The sequence below is a fragment of the Lacrimispora sp. YZC11 genome (genome assembly GCF_057543815.1).
In genome coordinates, this window is record NZ_BAAJYQ010000014.1 from 70,207 (window position 1) to 89,131 (window position 18,925).

General features: G+C 46.6%; 19 protein-coding genes. 2 read left to right on the forward strand and 17 right to left on the reverse strand.

Translation table 11 applies throughout. The features are described 5' to 3' along the window. Positions 1-138: 138 nt before the first annotated feature. From AC27IJ_RS14135 to ahpC, 4 genes are all read right to left on the reverse strand, one after another. Positions 139-684: a C40 family peptidase gene (locus AC27IJ_RS14135; protein ID WP_312445245.1), complete on the reverse strand. Its 546-nt coding sequence runs from the start codon at positions 682-684 to the stop codon at positions 139-141. Positions 685-710: 26 nt separating this feature from the next. Next, a complete protein-coding gene (locus tag AC27IJ_RS14140) occupies positions 711-1,250 on the reverse strand; it encodes a DUF3877 family protein (protein ID WP_312502185.1) in 540 nt (179 codons plus the stop codon). 132 nt (positions 1,251-1,382) lie between these two features. Next, positions 1,383-2,912, reverse strand: coding sequence for an alkyl hydroperoxide reductase subunit F (gene ahpF / locus AC27IJ_RS14145; RefSeq protein WP_487149429.1), 1,530 nt, complete (start codon positions 2,910-2,912; stop codon positions 1,383-1,385). A gap of 12 nt (positions 2,913-2,924) precedes the next feature. Beyond that, positions 2,925-3,488, reverse strand: coding sequence for an alkyl hydroperoxide reductase subunit C (gene ahpC, locus AC27IJ_RS14150; RefSeq protein WP_312445241.1), 564 nt, complete (start codon positions 3,486-3,488; stop codon positions 2,925-2,927). Positions 3,489-3,907: 419 nt separating this feature from the next. Here ahpC and AC27IJ_RS14155 point away from each other — a divergent pair, with 419 nt between their 5' ends. Both AC27IJ_RS14155 and AC27IJ_RS14160 read left to right on the forward strand, forming a co-directional pair. Beyond that, a complete protein-coding gene (locus AC27IJ_RS14155) occupies positions 3,908-4,483 on the forward strand; it encodes an ArsR/SmtB family transcription factor (RefSeq protein ID WP_313153262.1) in 576 nt (191 codons plus the stop codon). Further along, complete coding sequence (locus AC27IJ_RS14160) at positions 4,476-5,723, forward strand: MFS transporter (protein WP_312445238.1); 1,248 nt, start codon at positions 4,476-4,478, stop codon at positions 5,721-5,723. The genes AC27IJ_RS14155 and AC27IJ_RS14160 overlap by 8 nt, the downstream gene beginning before the upstream one ends. Here the strand turns inward: AC27IJ_RS14160 and AC27IJ_RS14165 are convergent. The 13 genes from AC27IJ_RS14165 to AC27IJ_RS14225 form a co-directional block, all read right to left on the reverse strand. After that, complete coding sequence (locus AC27IJ_RS14165; protein ID WP_313260443.1) at positions 5,695-6,333, reverse strand: DUF1062 domain-containing protein; 639 nt, start codon at positions 6,331-6,333, stop codon at positions 5,695-5,697. The genes AC27IJ_RS14160 and AC27IJ_RS14165 overlap by 29 nt on opposite strands. 127 nt (positions 6,334-6,460) lie before the next feature. Next, entirely contained in the window at positions 6,461-6,745 is a 285-nt protein-coding gene (locus AC27IJ_RS14170; RefSeq protein WP_312445234.1) for a CD3324 family protein, read from the reverse strand. 229 nt (positions 6,746-6,974) lie between these two features. Then, on the reverse strand, positions 6,975-7,634 hold the full coding sequence (locus AC27IJ_RS14175) for a pentapeptide repeat-containing protein (protein WP_312502190.1): 660 nt from the start codon (positions 7,632-7,634) through the stop codon (positions 6,975-6,977). A gap of 318 nt (positions 7,635-7,952) precedes the next feature. Further along, entirely contained in the window at positions 7,953-8,876 is a 924-nt protein-coding gene (locus AC27IJ_RS14180) for a DMT family transporter (RefSeq protein WP_312445231.1), read from the reverse strand. A gap of 147 nt (positions 8,877-9,023) precedes the next feature. Further along, a complete protein-coding gene (locus tag AC27IJ_RS14185; RefSeq protein ID WP_312445229.1) occupies positions 9,024-10,127 on the reverse strand; it encodes an ethanolamine utilization protein EutH in 1,104 nt (367 codons plus the stop codon). 3 nt (positions 10,128-10,130) lie between these two features. Next, positions 10,131-10,922, reverse strand: coding sequence for an SDR family oxidoreductase UcpA (gene ucpA, locus AC27IJ_RS14190; RefSeq protein WP_312445227.1), 792 nt, complete (start codon positions 10,920-10,922; stop codon positions 10,131-10,133). A gap of 177 nt (positions 10,923-11,099) precedes the next feature. Next, positions 11,100-11,822 (reverse strand): deoxyribose-phosphate aldolase, encoded by a 723-nt coding sequence (deoC, locus tag AC27IJ_RS14195; RefSeq protein WP_312445225.1) that lies wholly within the window; start codon positions 11,820-11,822, stop codon positions 11,100-11,102. Positions 11,823-11,921: 99 nt separating this feature from the next. Further along, positions 11,922-13,166, reverse strand: a complete 1,245-nt coding sequence (locus tag AC27IJ_RS14200) for an oxidoreductase (RefSeq protein WP_312445223.1) — start codon at positions 13,164-13,166, stop codon at positions 11,922-11,924. Between the two features lie 3 nt (positions 13,167-13,169). After that, a complete protein-coding gene (locus AC27IJ_RS14205) occupies positions 13,170-14,678 on the reverse strand; it encodes a sugar ABC transporter ATP-binding protein (RefSeq protein WP_312502191.1) in 1,509 nt (502 codons plus the stop codon). A gap of 34 nt (positions 14,679-14,712) precedes the next feature. Further along, positions 14,713-15,684: an ABC transporter permease gene (locus AC27IJ_RS14210; RefSeq protein WP_312445221.1), complete on the reverse strand. Its 972-nt coding sequence runs from the start codon at positions 15,682-15,684 to the stop codon at positions 14,713-14,715. A 24-nt stretch (positions 15,685-15,708) separates the two neighbouring features. Then, on the reverse strand, positions 15,709-16,776 hold the full coding sequence (locus AC27IJ_RS14215; RefSeq protein ID WP_312445219.1) for a zinc-dependent alcohol dehydrogenase: 1,068 nt from the start codon (positions 16,774-16,776) through the stop codon (positions 15,709-15,711). A gap of 33 nt (positions 16,777-16,809) precedes the next feature. Then, positions 16,810-17,790, reverse strand: a complete 981-nt coding sequence (locus tag AC27IJ_RS14220) for a sugar phosphate isomerase/epimerase family protein (protein ID WP_312445217.1) — start codon at positions 17,788-17,790, stop codon at positions 16,810-16,812. 69 nt (positions 17,791-17,859) lie between these two features. Further along, positions 17,860-18,921 carry a substrate-binding domain-containing protein gene (locus tag AC27IJ_RS14225; protein WP_312445215.1) on the reverse strand — a complete coding sequence of 354 codons (1,062 nt, stop codon included), beginning with the start codon at positions 18,919-18,921 and terminating at the stop codon, positions 17,860-17,862. Positions 18,922-18,925: the final 4 nt, after the last annotated feature.

Here is an 18,925-nt window from a genome sequence, read left to right on the forward strand (position 1 = left end):
TGGGGAGGGACAAATTATGACTGAAAAACTTCTGGCTTCGTGAGAGGCATTTGGGTATGCTGCTGCATAAAAAAAGAGCTGATTCCCGATGATCCTGACGGAACACTGGAATAAGCTCAAAGATAATCTTATTATTATTTAATTTCCTAATACTCTTCTGACTGAAACAATTGGCATAAAATCCACAGAGGATATTTTAATCCCATCCTTTGGGCCGCTTGCATGGATCAACTGATTCTGCCCTATGTAAATACCGATATGTCCTATGTAAGATACCACATCGCCCGGCCGGGCGTTTTCGATTCCGCCCACGTCAACTCCTGCTTCTCCCTGGTCCTCAGATGTCCTTGGAAGGTTGATACCAAATTGCTTATAAACGCTTAGCACAAAGCCGGAACAGTCGGCGCCTGATGTAAGGCTTGTCCCGCCATATACATAAGGGTTTCCAAGAAACTGCTTTGCAAAAGCCACAACCTGATCCCCGGTTCCTGCAGAAAAATCCGGTCCTGTCTGGGAAAATTCTTTTCCCATGCCGGCTCCAGGGCCAATCTGCTGCTCAAAGGGCGGCGGAGCCACAATGGGAATCACCGCATTGGCGGCCATATCTGCTTTGGCAGTAAAATTATTAGCGGCCATAAATACCAGGCCTGTAAACAGGGTCGCGATCCACTTTTTTCTCTGCATTGTTCTTTTCTCCTGATATGATATTGTTATATGCCCATATCCGCTGCATCTTCGGATAAGAATCTGTGGTATGTGGCGTGATTTCCATGAAATTTAATATAATACCGGTAATTATCCATAGAGGAATCCTCAAAATATATGATGTAATCGAAATCTTCTTCCTGAGACTTTACGCAGATAACTTTACTTTCAGCAAATTTATGAAAGACTTTCAAGATATCTTCTAAGGTCGTATTGGGTTTTTCTACGGTTTCAATGAATTCTTTTAAAAAACCATTGTCTTTTTTATGGTAATATACGTATTCTATTCCTTCCGGCGGAATCTCAAAGCAAAAGCGTTCCTGGCTTTTTGTGATTCTGACATCTCCCAGCCGCTCTTTAACATATCCCTTAAAGCCTTCCATAGCGGCTCTTGTTTCCTGGGGAGAGCCTTCGCGGATTTTCAGTATCTTCACCAATGCGCGTTCAGGGTAGTAGAAGCGAATAGGTTCTTTTTCATATCCTAATTTTATCTGCACTTCTTTTATTGAATTAATGAGCATCTGCTCCAATGCACTATATTGCATATTTATCACTCCAGTCATTTTCCAGTAGTGTCCATTTAAATTATACTGTTACAGATGGGACATGTCAAGGTTTCGTGAAACAACAAAGATGCTGTTCCCGCCGGTCAACCGGCAGCAAACAGCATCTTAACATCAATTTCTTATTAAATAATCAAAAGCACTTAATGCAGCACCGGCCCCGGATCCCATTGCAATGACAATCTGTTTATAAGCACTGTCCGTACAGTCTCCTGCTGCAAAAACTCCAGGCAAACTGGTTGCATTGCGGTTATCAACAATAATCTCACCAATGCGGTTGCGTTCAATGGTCTCACCCAGCCAGTCCGTATTGGCTATAAGACCGATCTGAACAAATACCCCTTGCAGATCCATATGATGGACTGCTCCGGATTCACGTTCCATATAGGTAATGCCGTTTACCTTCTCAGTGCCGGTAATTTCTTTTGTTTGAACGTTCTTTAAGACTGTCACATTAGGCAGACTGTAGAGACGTTTTTGAAGTATGGCATCCGCCTTCAGCTCAGGCATAAATTCAAACACCGTTACGTGGCTGGCTATTCCTGCAAGGTCAATTGCAGCTTCAATGCCGGAATTACCGCCTCCAATTACTGCCACCTGCTTTCCTTTATATAGGGGTCCGTCACAATGAGGACAATAAGCAACCCCCTTGTTCTTAAATTCTATCTCTCCCGGTATCCCGACATTTCTCCATCGGGCTCCTGTGGAAAGGATTACCGCCTTGCTTTTTAAGACAGCGCCGTTTTCCAGTTCCACCTCGATGAATTCTTTTCTTTCCAGGCGTCTGGCACGCTGTGCACTCATAATATCCACATCATAATTATTAACATGCTGCTCCAGAATTTCTGCAAATCTTGGACCTTCGGTATATCCGACGCTGATCAGATTCTCAATTCCCAGCGTCTCTCTAACCTGACCGCCGAAGCGTTCCGCAACAATACCTGTGCGTATGCCTTTGCGCGCCGCATAGATGGCTGCGCTGGCTCCCGCGGGACCGCCTCCGATTACAAGTATATCAAATGGTTCTTTCTTCTCAAACTCTGACATATCAGGCCCGCTGCCCAATTTTCCAAGAATCTCTTCCAGTGTCATGCGCCCGCTGCCAAAAACCTCACCATTCAAGAAAACCGTAGGCACAGCCATAATGTTTTTACTCTCAGCCTCATCTTTAAAAGCTGCACCGTCAATCATCGTATGAGTAATACCGGGGTTTAAAATGCTCATTAGGTTTAAGGCCTGCACCACCTCCGGGCAATTATGGCAGCTTAAGCTGATGTAGGTTTCAAAATGGTATTCGCCCTTGATACTCTTTACCTGGTCAATTAGTTTACCGTCAACCTTGGGGGCTCTTCCGCTTACCTGTAAAAGAGCCAGTACCAGGGAAGTAAATTCATGGCCCAAAGGGATTCCTGCAAAAGTGACCCCAAAGTCTTCTTCCATACGGTTAATTTGAAAGCTGGGCGTTCTGGGCAGCTTTACCTGTTCTGTCTTTATTCTCGGTGACATTGCGGTCAGCTCATCCATTAAAGCAACCATATCTTTTGATACACTGTCAGATCCTGCGCTGATTTTAATCAGCACATCATTTTCCAGAAGCTGGAGATACTCAGCCAGTTGTTTCTTAATATCTGCATCCAGCATCATAATCTTTACTCCTTAAATTTTTCCTACCAGGTCAAGGCTTGGTTTCAGTGTGGCTCCGCCCTCTTTCCATTTCGCCGGGCAAACTTCGCCAGGATTAGTTCTTACGTACTGGGCGGCCTTGATCTTATCAATAAGAATGTTTGCATCACGGCCAATGTTTCCGGCATTGATCTCTACCGACTGAATGATGCCGTCCGGGTCAATGATAAAAGTACCGCGGTCCGCAAGTCCATCTGCTTCGATCAGTACGTCAAAATTGCGGGAAAGTGTATGAGAGGGATCTCCAATCATGACATAGGTCAATTTGCGTATAGCCTCTGAATTGTCATGCCATGCCTTGTGAGTATAATGAGTATCGGTAGATACGGAATAAACTTCCGCACCCAGATTCTTAAATGTCTCATAATTGTTCTGTAAGTCTTCCAGTTCCGTCGGGCAAACAAAAGTGAAATCCGCAGGATAAAAGCAGATGATGCTCCACTTGCCCTTAAAATCTGACTCTGTGACCTCTACAAATTTTCCGTTATGATAAGCCTGCGCTTTGAATGGTTTTACTTCGGTTCCGATTAATGACATAATAAATACCTCCTATGATTTTTATATTTTTATTTAATGTTAACTTATCAGGAATTTCCGCTGTTTCTATGGGCGGAAGCTGTACTTTTTCCGTGGAGGCCAGGCCCCCTCGGAAACAGCTGTATCGCTGTGTGTAGGTTTTGACTGCGGCAAAGCGAAATAAGAATATTCGCTTTACCTTATTGATAATATAATATCAGTAACAATTACTATTATCAACTACATTTATAATATAATACTATTTCCTGATTGTCAAGAGGCTTTTCCATAAATATCAATTCTTTTTAACTATTTAACCAATACATAAGATATGTATCTGCGAAACTTATAAGACCTTTTTCGTTTTTCGCTTGACGTTACATATTATGTAATGTTACAATTTATGTAATGATATCACAGGAATAAGGAGAAAAAGGAATATGGAAAAGATTACGTTATCTACAAAAAAGGAATTGGAAATCTACATGAATCCTGTAAGACAGAAGCTGCTTAGACTATTGGGGCGATCCAGAATCCCTATGACACCCAAGCAGCTGTCGGAAAAACTGGAGATATCCCCTTCCAGCGTCCAGCATCATATAAAAAAACTAGGCTCACTGGGAGTCGTGGAATTGGATCATACAGAAATGATCAATGGAATTACCGCTAGATATTACAAACCCACCTATGTCAATGTCCAGATTGGACTGGATCATCCCGATGAGAATAATATGCAGAAGGAAGTTCTCGTCCAGGAGCAGATTGCCAGTACCTATGAGGGATTTCTGTCTCAGAAAAAGAAGTATCTGGAGCGGTACAATTCTGCCGAGCCGGAAAGTACGTGGAATTTAGGGGATATCTTGACCGGTGTCATACATCTTTCCGAGGGAGAAGGCAAAGAGCTTTTGATGATGATCACGGATTATTTGGACCGGCATGCCATTCCTTCTGCAGAAAAATCCCCCTGGGAGTACGCATTCATTCTTTACAATGCAGAGGAGAATTCTCATGAGTAACAAAAAGCAGCTGACTGTTTTTCTCAATTATGTATCCCTGGGAATTCTTCTGCCGGTGCTGAATTTAATTCTTTTGAACCGGGGAGCCGATCTAAAGACACTGCCACTTTTGATCGCTTCCTATTCCGCTGCGGTTCTTTGCTTTGAGCTGCCCAGCGGAATCTGTGCAGATTTGTACGGACGCAAAACAGTTTTCCTTATTTCCGGCGCATGCCAGATGCTGTCTTTAAGCCTGCTTCTGTTTGCGGACAACTGGATTTGGCTGTTGTTTTGCATTCTTCTTAATGGGATCAGCAGAGCCTTTTCTTCCGGAAGCTTAGATGCCCTCATCGTGGATCAGGCTCTGCAGGAAAAGGGAGAGACATGTCTCCCTGCAGTGTCTGCCCGCCTTGGCATTCTGGAAGAGACCGGGCTTGCGGCCGGATGTATCCTCGGTGGCTTTCTTTCCTGTATAGGAGATTCTTTCACCGGAAATATATTGGCCCGCGGCGTATTTACAGCAGTTACCTTTGGGCTCTGTCTGTTTGGAATCCGTGAGGATAAAATATGCGGCCGCCGGGGAGAGCGGATTCCCCTCACCAAGCATGTAAAGAGAGGCGTAAAAGCAGTCCTGTCGAAACAGGACTTTCCATTTATTCTGGCAGGCATGCTGTTTACCGGTTTTTTCCTCATCTCCATTGAGACCTACTGGCAGCCGGCTTATCTAAAGATTTCAAAACTCACAGAAGGAACCTGGGTTCTGGGTATACTGTCCTTTGCCGGATTTTTAATGGCAGCGATGGGAAATTCCTTCTGCCAAAGGCTGCTGAAGAAATTTCCCGGCTGTCAATGGCAAATTTACAGCATCAGCCGTTTTTTTCTTGGCTGCGCTCTGCTCGTTCTGGCACTACAGAAAAATGTTTGGCTCTTTATCCTGGGGTATGGCAGTATTTATCTGCTCCTTGGAACCGGAAGTGTAGCTGAAAATACTCTGATCAACCAATATACTCCGGGGTATTTAAGAGCAAGTGTTCTTTCCTTGGGTTCCTTTCTTCTACAGGCAGGCTCCATGAGTGCGTCCCTTTTTTGCAGTCTGTTTGTAGACCGGATTGCCATACCTGGGTTATGGCTGACTGCAGGGGCAGTATTGATCGGATATACCATTTTTATGACTGTGTTTCTTCTGGAAAAAAGGACCGGATCCGGCGGGAAAGAGCTGGAAAAGCAGGAATTTAAACCATATGATACTGAATCATTTTAAACTCTTCTTCCCGTTCCGGCCGGAAGGCTTCCTTTTTTACCTGTAAAAGCATCCCGTCTTTGATTTTCCCTTTCGGAGACAATACCTGTCCGCCGCTTAGAATCAACCCGTCCTCACACCATTTCTTTATCCTGCTTCTGGATACGGACAACTGCTGCATTAAAAAAATATCTGCCCTCAAATCAAATCCAGGCGGAATCCTTACCTCGATCTCCATGGCATGATCTTCCCCACAGGGAAATGCAGTATCAACGGTTGTCACGTGATATTCCGCCTTTGAGGCCGCCGCTTCCGCTTTGTTTCTCGCAAATAAATCTCTGTCATTTCCGTATTTTGCCGCCAGATCAGGATCATTTTTAAAAAATCCCTCATATTCTTCTTTCTCCAGGCGGCCGGCCGACCTTCTCTCCCATATGGCCATATTCCAGGAGGTCTTACATTGTCCGCACTGGTAAATCATCCAGACATCTATGAGGCGGCCATTGGCATTGACCCTGAATTTTCCGCTGTTTATAAATTCCGTCTTTTTCCCGCATTTCGGGCATCTTCTTATGATGGCTGGAAGCTGGTCCGGCGTGACGATCCATAGTTTTCGTAAATTTCGTTTCATGTTCTTTCTCCATTTTTACAATTGTTTCTTTCGACAACTGTAACACGCCCTCTTTCTTCATCCCACCTCATACTCTCTTATGGAACAAAGAAAAGGCGGCGCACCATTTTCTTACTGATGCGCCGCCCTATTCCAATTTCATATTTTTCTTTTCCTGAAGTACGATCCTCTGGATGCTTTTCTCGGACAGATAATAGCGCTCCGCCAAAAGCTTCACGCATACGCCGGAAAGGTATTCCTCATAGATGGATAAGTCCCGGAGCTTCCTTTCCTCTCTGGCACCTGTCCTCTGGCCCCAGGTTCGTTTATTTTCCTGTTTTCTGGGGATATAAACATATTCCCCGTCTATATAATTCTGAATTAATTCCACCAGCTCTTCCGGTAAAATCTCATTCGCTTTCTGATAGCGCATCGCTGCCTCCCAAACATAATTTTACTGTCAGGAATAGCAAAGGCTATACAATTACTTATCTATTTTCACTGCATAACCCGTGCTATGCAGCTTTTGAGGGTTCCATCATAAAAAAGCCCGCCTCCTTAAATAAACGCTTATCTTGCAACATAATTATAACCATTCTATCACATGAGTGATCATTGTAAACCTCATATTTGATCCAGAAACGTGTCAGAGCTTCATACGGTCAGTTTTTTATGACAACGCCAAGATACTTTGCCAGTTCCGCCGCCTGGTATAAGTCTACCACAGCGCCCCTGACCTCCGAACAGCTGTCAGACATCACCAACCCCTGTATGGTGCTGTTGGTAAAATCCATTCCTTTCATCACGGTTTTAAAAAAACTGGCATTTTCCAAATTTGCCCTGTTCCATTCCACCGTCTTGCAGCGGCACTGGGTCAGGGACCCTCCTCGGACCTGGGTATCGGAAAAGCGGATGTGTTCCAGTCTGGATGAATCGAAATTAGCATAGTTGAAATTGCAGTCCTTAATTACGGTATGGAGCATGGTATTCCCGCAGAATTTTGTTCCCATACCCTTAGAGGAGGAAAATTCCGCCCGGTTAAAATAGCTGTCCTCAAAACTGCAGTTGGATATGTCGCAGGCCCGGAACACCACGTCAGTAAATTCCCCCTTTTCAAAGCTGCAGTCCTGGAATATGCAGTTTTCAAATATAACAGCGGAAAAGCGCATGTGGGAAAGGTCTTCTTCCGTTACATGAAGATTCCTTAGAAGAACATCTGTTACCGCCTCCTCCTGGTTTTTTCTGCGGTATAATTCATCTATATCTTCCAGAACAAAATCCATTGTATCCGGAAGGATTGGGGTAAGAAGTTTCTGGCTCATATACCCTTTCCTTTCTCATCTTTATTTATCCTGACGGCATACCCTTCTGTTATTTCTTTCACATGCCGGCTGCCTTTTTTACTTCAGCCTCCTATATTACTTGACGGCTGCAAACAAAATGATCTGTTCCTAATTTTACCAGACTATCAAGGGACTTTCAAGTTCATACGGATCAAAACAAATGGTGACTTATTGTTTTTGCAATAATATAAAAACACAAAAGCGGCGGCCCTGAAATTCTATCATTTCAAAGCCGCCGCTGTGAATTCAAAAACTGCCGGCAAAATTACCACAGGCTGGCAGGTAAAGACCATTTCGTTACGGGTTAATCTCTGACTTATTAAAAAAGGACACAATCATGCTGTTGAAGATCATACCGAACACAATAAACGATATGCCGATAATTCCCAAATCATCAGGCGGTGAATCCCCAAGGAGCCAAATGCCTCCCAGCAAGGTAAATATGACCTCGCCTGACTGTGTAGATTCTATAACAGCAAGCTGCTTATGGTTTGACTTAACCAAATCGGTGGCTTTAAAAAACAGCAATGTTGCGATCACTCCGGAAAAAACCGCGACGCATAAGGATTGTACGGTCTGATTTATAGAAGGAACCCCGGCATTTACCAGACCGAATACAGATAAAACGAACCAGAAAGGAAGGCTGCATAACGTCATACCGTAAGTTCGTTGGATTGTAGATAGCTGATCTCCGCTTGCCTCCATGATTTTTCTATTTCCCAAAGGATAGGAGACAGCCCCAATAAGGATGGGAAGCAGCGTCATAAGGGTTATCTTAATATCCAAATCTGCAATATTATGTACCTGCAAAAGAAAAACTCCGATTAAAATAAATCCTGATATACATAGATTTTTTATCGGTACACGCTTGTGGAATACAGGAGACAATAATATACCCATTACGATTGTTACCTGCCAGGATGCCGCAATCAACCAGGATTCCCCATAATCGGCTGCATAAGATATGGGTGCATAAAAAAGACCAAATCCGACGGTACTCCAAATAAGCCAATTTAAAAGATTCTTTCTTATGACTTTATGGACTTGCCAAAACCCGTGATGTTTTCCCACAATCAGAGCCAAGATCGGAAAGGTAAACAGGTAGCGGAGGCTTGCACTCCAAATCCAGCTTCCTCCGGCCAGATGCATGCTGCGATTCAGCACAAATGAAAATGCAAAAAAGAAAGATCCGATAATACCAAATATAAGTGCTTTTTTCATATTTTTGTACTCCATGATGTCATCATCGGGTTCTCATTCCTCTACGCCATTCATGTGTTTGGCGGATTATGCTCTCCATCAATTATGACGAGTTTTTTCATCATAGCATACACTTAAAACAAAGTAAATACCAAAAAATCCATGAGTTTAAGTTGAAGGTCTGACAGAGCTCTTCTTCCGGCCCATCCCAGGCAGAATAGAAGCAATGGCCACGGCCAGAATACCGCCTGCCATCTTCCCGCAAACCATGGCCAGGATCCGCTCCGGTGCAACGGCAGAGCAAAAACCCAGATGATCCCCCAGGGTAAAGGCTGCGCAGGTGGCGAAGGCAAAATTTAATACCTTTCCTCTGTCATCCATATCCTTTACCATTGCCATCATGGGGACATTGTTGGCCAGGGTTGACAGAAAGCCTGCCATAGCAGTTTCATTCACCCCCAGATACCTGCCGGCTCTCCTTAGGGGCTTTTGCAGTCTTTTGCGGATCCATGCCATCATGGGATAAGCTCCTGCCAGCATCACCGCGATATTTCCAAGGATGATAAAGGAATCCTTTAAAGGGGCCATGCCTTCCACCACTACGAACCCGGTCACTTCCTGGACACATGCCGTAATAAGTGCCATGGTAATGACTGCCACCACCCCTCTGCCAAACCACACAAAAAACCGAATGGTCTTCTGGGGGAAGAGAAATAAGCCTGCTGCCAGAACCAAAGCAAACGCAAATACCGGAAGCAGATTCCATAAAACGGTCCCAGGAGAAAGCCCCATCATCAATCCACCGACAAGGCAGCCGGCCGGGATGGCAATGAGCCCTGCCATTGTCCCCATAGCCATACAGCCGTAGTCCTCTTTCCTTATAATAGATAAGGCCACCGGCACGCTGAACGTAACGGTAGCCCCCAGCATGGAGGCAACGATAAGGGAAGCGAAATCGGCTGCCGCTCCATCAGAAGTCATGGCATGGGCCAGGGGATAACAGCCTGTATCTACCGGTATCAGCAGAGCCGGGGCCATGGCAGGATTTATTCCTGCCTTTGCAGCCAGTGCCCCCACTCCCCCAGACAGCCACCGGGCCAGTAAGGGTGACAGGCTGGTAAGCCCAGCCATTGTAAGGGCCAGAGGACCCAGGGCATGGAAGCCGTTTTCAAACTCTTCCCCAAGGCCCAAACGGTTGCCTGCGATTTTATCCAGACCGCCTGCAAGCAGAAAAAGGGCCATGAGAAGCACAATTCCCTTTGAAATGATCATGAACTACACCCCGACACTGACGCTTTCCGGCAATGTACTTCCCCCATCAATAACCGTTTGGGTACCAGTCAGATAGCTGGATTCATCCGAAGCTAAGAATGCCGCCAGCTCTCCCACCTCTATGGGAGCCGCCAGCCGTCTCATGGGGATAGCTTTTGCCATCTCCGTCAGCACAGACTCAGGATCAGCGGGATCCGACTGCCGTGCGATGCTCTCTGCCATAGGTGTACGCACATATCCAGGGCATATGGCATTGACACGGATGCCCGATCCGGCAAATTCTACTGCAAGGGATTTTGTGAACCCTACCAGGGCTGCCTTTGACAGTGCATACGCTGTTTCGCCAGGGTCAGCTACCATATCCCCTGTTACCGAGGACATGATGACGATCCGGCCATCCTTTCGATCCACCATTTCCGGGAGCACGGTCCGGGTCACGTTCCACACACCCTTAATATTGATATCAATATGGAAATCCCGGTCTTCCTCGCTCATATCCAGAAAATTTCCCAGTCTGCATACTCCTGCATTATTCACCAGGATGTCAATATCTCCCATTTGACGCTTACCTTCTGCAACCGCAGCCTCAACTGCCTTTAGATCCCGGACATCCGCCCGTACCGCCACACAGGAAGCTCCCTCCGCCTTTAGCTCCTCTGTCAGCCTGTCTACATCACTTGAAATATCCAGAAGGATCAGCTTTGCACCATGTTTTGCAAACGCCTTTGCAATTCCTTCCCCAATGCCCCTTGAAGCACCTGTAATCAATGCGGTCTTACCTGTAAGTTTTCCCATTATTTTCGTTCCTCCTTGTCAATCGGATATTCGCTATCCGCTGCGCTACTTGATGAGATTAAAAAAGCTTTAGGCTGCTGCAAAACTATGATATATGCTCTGTATTGCAATCGTATTACTTCCTATATACAATATCAGGCATATTCAGTTTATTTTGCAACAGCCTCTCATCAGCTTTTAATCAATCGTTGACATATCAATATCGTGTCCCATTGCAATCACTTCCTCGATGATCTTTATTGCATTGCTTAAGCCGATACCGAATCTGCATGCTCCCCTCTTATACATTCTAAGAAGTGTGTCTAAATCCCTGACTCCGCCTGCTACCTTGATTTTCGCACGGTCGCCTACGGTTGCCTTAATCAGTTCTACGTGATGAAGGGTTGTAGGATTCTGGGAGAATCCGGTTCCTGTCTTGACATAATCTGCGCCACCTTCGATACAAAGCTCACTGGCTTTTATGATTTCTTCATCAGTTAAGAGCATCGCTTCAATGATAACCTTTAAAGAGGTTCCCTTGGTAGCCTCACGGACTGCCTTGATATCTTCAAGTACCAGATCATAAAGCCCTGCCTTCAGCCAGCCCACATTCATTACCATATCATTTTCCACAGGGTTCAGCTTCATGAACTCATGAGCCAGGTATACTTTTGTTTCTGTGGTTTCCTGACCGGAAGGGAATGCCAGGGAGGTACCGAAAGCGGTGTTTGTTCCCTTTAACAGTTCCACCAGCTCAGGATAATAGCATGGCCAGCAAAAGCAAGAGCCAAAATCATACTTTTTACAAGCTTCTACCATAGCCTCTACATCTTTGATCGACGTATCCAATTTCAGTACACTTGGGTCCATCATGTAAGCAATATCCTTTACTGTCAATACGTCTTTTCTTAATTCTTTCATTTTTTTGCCTTTCTTTGTATGTAAATTTTATTTGATAAACGTAATCATGGATCAGCCGGATTCTTTGGGAATGCCGGGATCCTATATAACTGTCAGACATCAGGTATGCAGCTCCGTCAGTTTCCCCATGGTCTTTCGAATTTCCACAAACCGCTGGGTGTAAGGTTTATTAAATGCCACACAGCCGACTGGCTGCTGACGTATCATCAGCTCCTCACAGTTCATGCACTGGGTACAGTACTTGATCTCATGTTCCCGGCCCTCCTTAAGTTTTAAAGGAGTTAACGGGTCTGCAAAGGACTGTCGGCCTAAGCCTACCATATCCATCATGCCGTCCTCAATGCATCTTGCTCCCATTGCAAACAGGGAGGATTTCTCCGGCTCAATGGACAGCAGCTTGTTCTTTCCTCCCCGGAAGGATGAGAAATGGGAACCGATTACAACTGTTTCCGGCTTCAGGGCTTTCTTCATTAAATCTGCAAAATAAATGTGCAGATAAGAAAAGTACGGATCATTGGTAGCCGCTTCCATAAAGCTCATACTGGAGTGTACATTACCCAGAGATTCCACAAAATAAGAGGCTCCCATTTTCTCCAGACCCTGAATTAAATCGATAGGCTCAGTCATATCCATCAGCGGAGAGTCCGGGCCGGCAGAGCCGAAGCCGCCGGGGAAGCCTTCCCACATGGACATTTTGGAACCAATCAGGAAGTTCTTATCAAAGTTTACCGCTTTCTGGATCCGCTCCATGAGATCGTATGCAAAGGCAGAACGCCTTTCCCAGGAGCCGCCGTATTTCCAGTCCCTGTCATTATAAGGGCGGATGATCTGGGAACCTAAGTATCCATGACAAAGCTTCATATCAACGCCGTCTGCGCCCACATTCTGACAGATCTTTGATGCCAGGGCAAACTGGTCCATGATATTTTCCACTTCTTCCTCTGTCAGGATATCGCCGCCCAGCCCGTACATCGGTTTCACACAGACCCTTCTGGAAAACTCCGGCACGCTGATCTCTCCTGAGTGGGTCAGCTGGAATACGATCAGGGCGTCGGGATTTACTTCTTTCAGTCTGCGGATGAATTTTTCCAAGGCTTTTTCATTGCGGGGCATGATCTCCAGCTGGGTCTTTCTGGCGCGGCTTTCATTGGTAACCGTGATCGCCTCTAGATCCACCAGACCGAACTGGCCCTTATACAGGTTTTCATACCGCTCATAGGTTAAGTCCGTTGGATTTCCCTCTGCATCAGAATCCACGCATTCCATGGGCTGTGCGAAGAACCGGTTTTTACACTCTCTGCTGCCGATCATGACCGGCTGAAATAATGTCTCTTTGTATCCCATAAGTCAACTCTCCTTTTTCCGTTTTTCGCCGCTGGCAAGCTTCATAATATTTTCTTCCGTATAATCTTCATGAGTAATTTCCCCGGTCACAGTCCCCTCGTGCATTACGATCATGCGGTCTGATACTGCCATGATCTCCGGCATTTCGGAAGAAATCATGATGATACTGACTCCCGCATTTGCCAGCTGGTCCATCAGTAAGTAAATTTCATACTTTGCCCCTACATCAATTCCTCTGGTGGGTTCGTCAAGGATCAATATCCTGCATTCCGATGCCAGCCATTTGGACAGCACCACCTTCTGCTGGTTTCCTCCGGAAAGGAATTTACAGACCTTATTGATATCTGGCGCTGCAATTTTTAATTCCTTCATATACTGGTTTGCAAGCTTTACTTCTTCTTTCCCGCTTACAAAGCCTTTGGTGGAAACCCGCTTGGGGGAAGCAATGGCGATATTGTCCTTAATTGTCTGGTTCAAGAAAAGCCCCTGGGCTTTCCTGTCCTCCGTGGCAAATCCCACGCCAAGTTCCACCGCCTGACAGGGGTGGGTCATATGCACCGGCTGTCCAAAAAGCTTCATTTCTCCGGAGCAGATTTTGTCCGCTCCGAATATGGCCCGCATAACCTCCGTTCTTCCTGCACCCACCAGACCGGAAAATCCCAGGATCTCTCCTTTGTGGAGCTGGAAGGATACATTTTGAAACCGCTCCCCGCATAAATTGATGGTCTCAAGTACCACTTCCTCTGAATGCACCCGGCGTCTGGGCGGAAAGGTGTCTTTTAGATCCCGGCCGATCATCTTACCGATGAGCCAGTCCTTATTCACATCCGCAATATTAGCGCAGTCCACATAGGCTCCATCACGAAGCACCGTGATCCGGTCGCAGATTTCAAACAACTCTTCCAGCCTGTGGGATATGTAAATCACCGTGATTCCATCCTGCTTAAGCTTTCTCACAATCTGAAACAGCACATTGATTTCTTTCTGGGTCAGACTGTCCGTAGGCTCATCCATAATAATGATTTTTGCATGATAGGATACTGCTTTTGCGATATCGATCATCTGCTGCTGTGCAACGCTTAGGCAGCGGACCGGAGTGTGATAATCCGGGATGGTCCCGGCACTCACATAGTCCAGCCATTTTTCCGCAAATTCTTCTTCCTCTTTTTTCTTTATAAAATGGTTCTTATGAATCTCATGCCCCAGCATCAGATTCTCAACCGCATTTAAATCAGGGACAAGGCTTAACTCCTGATAGATGATGGCAATTCCCTTATCAATGGCATCCTGTGGGTTATGAAAATGCGTTTCTTCCCCAAAAATGCGCACAGTCCCACAATCTGCCTGGTAAACCCCGGACAGAACCTTCATAAGGGTAGATTTTCCTGCACCATTTTCTCCAATGAGAGCGTGTATCTCTCCTTCCTTTACCTTTAAGTCCACATGATTTAAAGCGGTCACTTTGGAAAATGTCTTGGTCACGTCAAGCATTTCCAATGCGTATTCGCTCATATGCTCACCTCTGTTTTCTCATAGCAGTCCTGCATTATTTATTTTTCTTCTGAATCAGTACCGCCACCAGTATAATCAGACCTTTAATCACGATTTGAAGGTAAGGATTCACTCCCAAAAGATTCAGTATGTTGTTCATTACAGCCATGATCAGCACGCCTGCAAGGGTACAGATTAAGGAGCCCCGTCCTCCTGCCATGGATGTCCCGCCGATGACCACCGCCGCAATGGCATCCATATCATAGCCGGTACTGCCGTTTGGCTCTCCTACCCGGACTCTGGCTGCCAGCATGACGCCGGCAATGGATGCGGTCAGGCCGCAAAGACCGTATGCCATAATTTTATGGAATTTCACCTTTACGCCGGAGAGCCTGGCTGCCTCCGAATTGCTGCCTATGGCATAGATATGGCGCCCGAATACTGTCTTGTGAAGCAGCACCATGAAAATAATCATAAGGACCGCATACAGCACCACAGCATAGGGGATGATCCCTCCCAGGGACTTGGAACCAAAATTGGACCAGAACTTGGAAACCGAGCCTCCCGGAGCTCCGTTGGTATATATGTAATTGAGTCCCCGCAGCACCTGCCCCGTGCCAAGGGTAATGATGAAAGCCTCTACCCCCCTGCACACAATGATACTGCCGTTAATCAGGCCGATGATAAAGCCGACTAACATCACCAGAAGCACCGGTCCTAAATAGATGCCGGTACCGCCGGCCTGCACATAGGGCTCAGACATTCTTGCCATCACACAGGCTGCAATTGCCATAATGCTGGTGACGGAAAGGTCAATTCCTCCTATGAGCAGAACCATTGTCATGCCGATGCTGACCACGCCCACAATGGATGCCTGCCGTAGGATGTTAGTAATATTTTTAAATGTGGGAAAAATCGGTGAAATCATGCTGGCAATCAGCAGCAGGATGATCAGCGCAATATAGGGGCCGCTGATGGGATTGTTTAATATTTTTTTCACCATTCCCGAAGCACTTTTTTGTTTCATGACTGAAATGTCCCCCTTATCGGTTTACTGATACAGTACAACCCGCTCTTTGGCCTCTGGGCTTACTAAAACCTTGACCAACTTCGGATTTCTGCGAATTTCATTGACAGCGTCTTCCAGTTCCTCAAGAGGAACAATCATGGAGATCAGAGGGGTAGGATCTACCCGGTCATATTTGAGAAGAGTCAGTACGTCGCCCCAGTCGTAACCGATGCCGGCGCAGCTTCCGCTGACTTTTTTCTCCTCCAGTACGAACTTCACCGGAGGAAGACTGGCATAATCGTCATCTGCGCAGATTCCGAAAGCCTCTACCTTTCCGCCTTTTCTCACCATCTGGAATGCCTGTTCATAGGTTTTTGAACTGCCTACGGCTTCCAGAACAAAATCGGCACCTATGCCGTTTGTCAGCTTCATGACCTCAGCTATTACGTCAGGGGTCTCCTTGAAGTTGATAACATAGTCTGCCACCATGTCCTTAGCCATGGCAAGTCTGTCCTCATTGCCGTCTATGATGATCACCGGCGCTGCGCCTCTAAGCTTTGCAAGACAGGCATGGAGGATACCAAGCCCGGCACCGATGACTACCACGCTTCTTCCCATGACACAGTCCATTTTCCTGGAGGCATTGATACAGGCGGTCAAAGGCTCCACAAAGGCCGCTTTCTCATCGGATACTTCATCCGGCACCACATATACATTTTTCCACGGTACCTTTACATACTCTGCAAACCCGCCGTTTACATGGATCCCTATCTGTTTGAATTCCGTACACAGAAGCGGCTCTCCGATGCGGCAATGATAGCAGGTTCCGCAGGGCTTGCAGATATCGCAGGTAACACGGTCTCCTATCTTTAATCCCTGCGCATTGGCTCCCAGCTCTTCAATGATTCCATAGAACTCGTGGCCAGTAATTAACGGCAGGCAAGCCACCTCATCCGCATATTTCCCCGTATAGGAACCCCAGTCAGAACCGCAGATTCCACAATATTTGATCTTGATCAGAACTTCATCTTCGGAAATCTCCGGTACCGGAACTTCTGAAAGTTCATAGTGATACGGCTGGGTCAGCACTTGTGCTCTCATTTTTCTCATGTTTTTTCTCCTTCGCTATGTAATTGTCTGATTCTATTTTGTAAACAGCGCATCACTGCGTCCTTCATAGGGAGCGTCGATCATCAGGGGGCGCAGGAATTCTATGGTCTTTTTCACTCCGTCTGCCCTGCTCATGATTACATCCTCATGTTCGTAATTGAATACGCCGTCATATCCGGTGAGGAACAGCTCGCTGATCAGGCGCTTCCAATCCACGTCGCCCCAGCCGGGAATCCGGAAACGGAAGGAGCGGTCCAGACGGCCCCATCCATCCTGCATATACATATTTAACCCGCCCTTTGCCATGTTGTGATGGACAATTTCACAGTCCTTGGCATGAACCAGCGCGATCCTTCCCCTCAGTTCATCCACAAAGGTCTGGATGTTCACACCGGAGAATAAGATATTTGCCGGATCTAAATTAATGGCAAAAGCCGGATGGTGATCCACCACCTCCAAAAGCCTTAATGCGGACTGGGTATCATACACCACATTATTGGGATGAGGTTCAAATGCCACCTTCACGCCGTATTCCTTGTATTTATCAAGCACCCTGCCCCATTTTAATGCAAACTGCTCTTCTTCGTATTTCCAGCCGTTTGGCTCCGGCCAATCGTTGATGTGTCCGTAATTTTCCATGCCAGAGAAGGCCACTACAGCAGGTACAGAAAGCTCTGCCGCAAGCTGTGCGCTGCGGATCATGCTTTCCGTTCCAAAGAGTATCTTCTCCTCCCTTGTCCCCTTGCAGGAGGATACGGTCCCATCACTGTAAGGCCCCATGATCAAAGGGGAATCCGCATGGTTGCTTAAGGAGGCGATGGTCAGGCCATGGCTTTCCACCATCTTTTTGATTTCCCCTGCCTTCTTGTTTTTTAGGATTTCCTCCACATCAACCTGGCCGTTGCCCACATAGGTGGGCAGTTCCACGCAGTCGTATCCATTGTCTGCCGCAAGCTTTACCACCTCTTCCAGTGGCTTTTCCGAGTAGTTTACTACGCAAAATCCGATTTTCATCTGTGTTTCCCTCCTGGTTATACTGCCTGTTTTTGCTATACTGGTCTTCCTGTGACTGCCCCTGCTTTATTAATAGGTCCAGTCATAATCATCCCCATCCGGAATCAGGAACTGGCCCATATTGTCTTTTGTAACAACAATGGAGTCCATCATGACATCCTTCTCCTTTGGCCCCTGGCCATCGATGCAGTCAATGGCAACATGAAGAGCATCCACGCTTGCCGCACAGGGGAACTGGGTCAGCCCCACGCAGCTGCCATCCTTGATCATCTTCACCACGCCGTTGATTCCATCCGCATTTGTAAAGACAATGCCTTCTTTGTCCCTTCCTGCCTCCCGGATGGCATCCATTGCCCCCAGAGTCACGCCGCCATCCTGTGAAATGAATCCGTCAATTTCTCCCGGACCGAACTTCGCCAGACAGTCTTCCATAAAGCTCTTTCCTTTGCTGACCTCAAAATCCGTATACTGTCTCGCGATGATTTTGATGTTAGGATATTTGGAAAATACGGAATCCTGTCCTTCTTTCTGGAAGTTATCCGTACTGGAGCCTGCCATGGTATCTAAAGCTATGATGTTCCCCTTTGGCTCGCCGTAGCGCTCTGTCAGTGCTTCCACCAGCATCCTGGCGCATTCCGCACCGTTTTGCTTATCAGAATATCCTACGAAATGGGTGTAATCCTCTGTGGTGCAGGTACGGTCGAATATGATGACCGGGATTCCCGTCTCAAATGCCGCCTCAATCCCGGGATTTGCTGCGTCCTCCACGCATGGTGTGATCAGGATTGCATCCAGGTTTTGCTGGAGCATGGCTTCAATGTTGCTGTTCTGGGTGTTGGCGTCATCGTGGGCATCTGTTTCCACCAGCTCCACTCCCAGCCTGTTGCATTCTTCCACCAGCATGTCCCTCATCTTTACACGCCAGCTATTGGATATGGATGCGTTGGCAAATCCGATCCTGTATTTCTTTCCGGCTTCCGTCTCTGCTTTTGCTCCTGCTTCTTTCGCTGCTTCCGCAGTGGTCACACCCGTTCCTTCTGAACTTTCTGCCGGCGCCTTATTCGCCGCCTGGCAGCCGCTCATGGAAACTGCCATTGTCAACGCCATGAATACTGCTAATGCTTTCCTCATAATA

What these genes read in the sequence shown, in the direction of transcription:
- AC27IJ_RS14215 (WP_312445219.1), bottom strand. Translation starts at nt 16,776, where the DNA reads ATGAGAAAAATGAGAGCACAAGTGCTGACCCAGCCGTATCACTATGAA.
- AC27IJ_RS14225 (WP_312445215.1), bottom strand. Translation starts at nt 18,921, where the DNA reads ATGAGGAAAGCATTAGCAGTATTCATGGCGTTGACAATGGCAGTTTCC.
- AC27IJ_RS14220 (WP_312445217.1), bottom strand. Translation starts at nt 17,790, where the DNA reads ATGAAAATCGGATTTTGCGTAGTAAACTACTCGGAAAAGCCACTGGAA.
- AC27IJ_RS14200 (WP_312445223.1), bottom strand. Translation starts at nt 13,166, where the DNA reads ATGGGATACAAAGAGACATTATTTCAGCCGGTCATGATCGGCAGCAGA.
- AC27IJ_RS14185 (WP_312445229.1), bottom strand. Translation starts at nt 10,127, where the DNA reads ATGATCATTTCAAAGGGAATTGTGCTTCTCATGGCCCTTTTTCTGCTT.
- AC27IJ_RS14175 (WP_312502190.1), bottom strand. Translation starts at nt 7,634, where the DNA reads ATGAGCCAGAAACTTCTTACCCCAATCCTTCCGGATACAATGGATTTT.
- AC27IJ_RS14210 (WP_312445221.1), bottom strand. Translation starts at nt 15,684, where the DNA reads ATGAAACAAAAAAGTGCTTCGGGAATGGTGAAAAAAATATTAAACAAT.
- AC27IJ_RS14135 (WP_312445245.1), bottom strand. Translation starts at nt 684, where the DNA reads ATGCAGAGAAAAAAGTGGATCGCGACCCTGTTTACAGGCCTGGTATTT.
- AC27IJ_RS14165 (WP_313260443.1), bottom strand. Translation starts at nt 6,333, where the DNA reads ATGAAACGAAATTTACGAAAACTATGGATCGTCACGCCGGACCAGCTT.
- ahpC (WP_312445241.1), bottom strand. Translation starts at nt 3,488, where the DNA reads ATGTCATTAATCGGAACCGAAGTAAAACCATTCAAAGCGCAGGCTTAT.
- AC27IJ_RS14170 (WP_312445234.1), bottom strand. Translation starts at nt 6,745, where the DNA reads ATGCGCTATCAGAAAGCGAATGAGATTTTACCGGAAGAGCTGGTGGAA.
- AC27IJ_RS14140 (WP_312502185.1), bottom strand. Translation starts at nt 1,250, where the DNA reads ATGCAATATAGTGCATTGGAGCAGATGCTCATTAATTCAATAAAAGAA.
- AC27IJ_RS14160 (WP_312445238.1), top strand. Translation starts at nt 4,476, where the DNA reads ATGAGTAACAAAAAGCAGCTGACTGTTTTTCTCAATTATGTATCCCTG.
- AC27IJ_RS14205 (WP_312502191.1), bottom strand. Translation starts at nt 14,678, where the DNA reads ATGAGCGAATACGCATTGGAAATGCTTGACGTGACCAAGACATTTTCC.
- ahpF (WP_487149429.1), bottom strand. Translation starts at nt 2,912, where the DNA reads ATGATGCTGGATGCAGATATTAAGAAACAACTGGCTGAGTATCTCCAG.
- AC27IJ_RS14155 (WP_313153262.1), top strand. Translation starts at nt 3,908, where the DNA reads ATGGAAAAGATTACGTTATCTACAAAAAAGGAATTGGAAATCTACATG.
- deoC (WP_312445225.1), bottom strand. Translation starts at nt 11,822, where the DNA reads ATGAAAGAATTAAGAAAAGACGTATTGACAGTAAAGGATATTGCTTAC.
- ucpA (WP_312445227.1), bottom strand. Translation starts at nt 10,922, where the DNA reads ATGGGAAAACTTACAGGTAAGACCGCATTGATTACAGGTGCTTCAAGG.
- AC27IJ_RS14180 (WP_312445231.1), bottom strand. Translation starts at nt 8,876, where the DNA reads ATGAAAAAAGCACTTATATTTGGTATTATCGGATCTTTCTTTTTTGCA.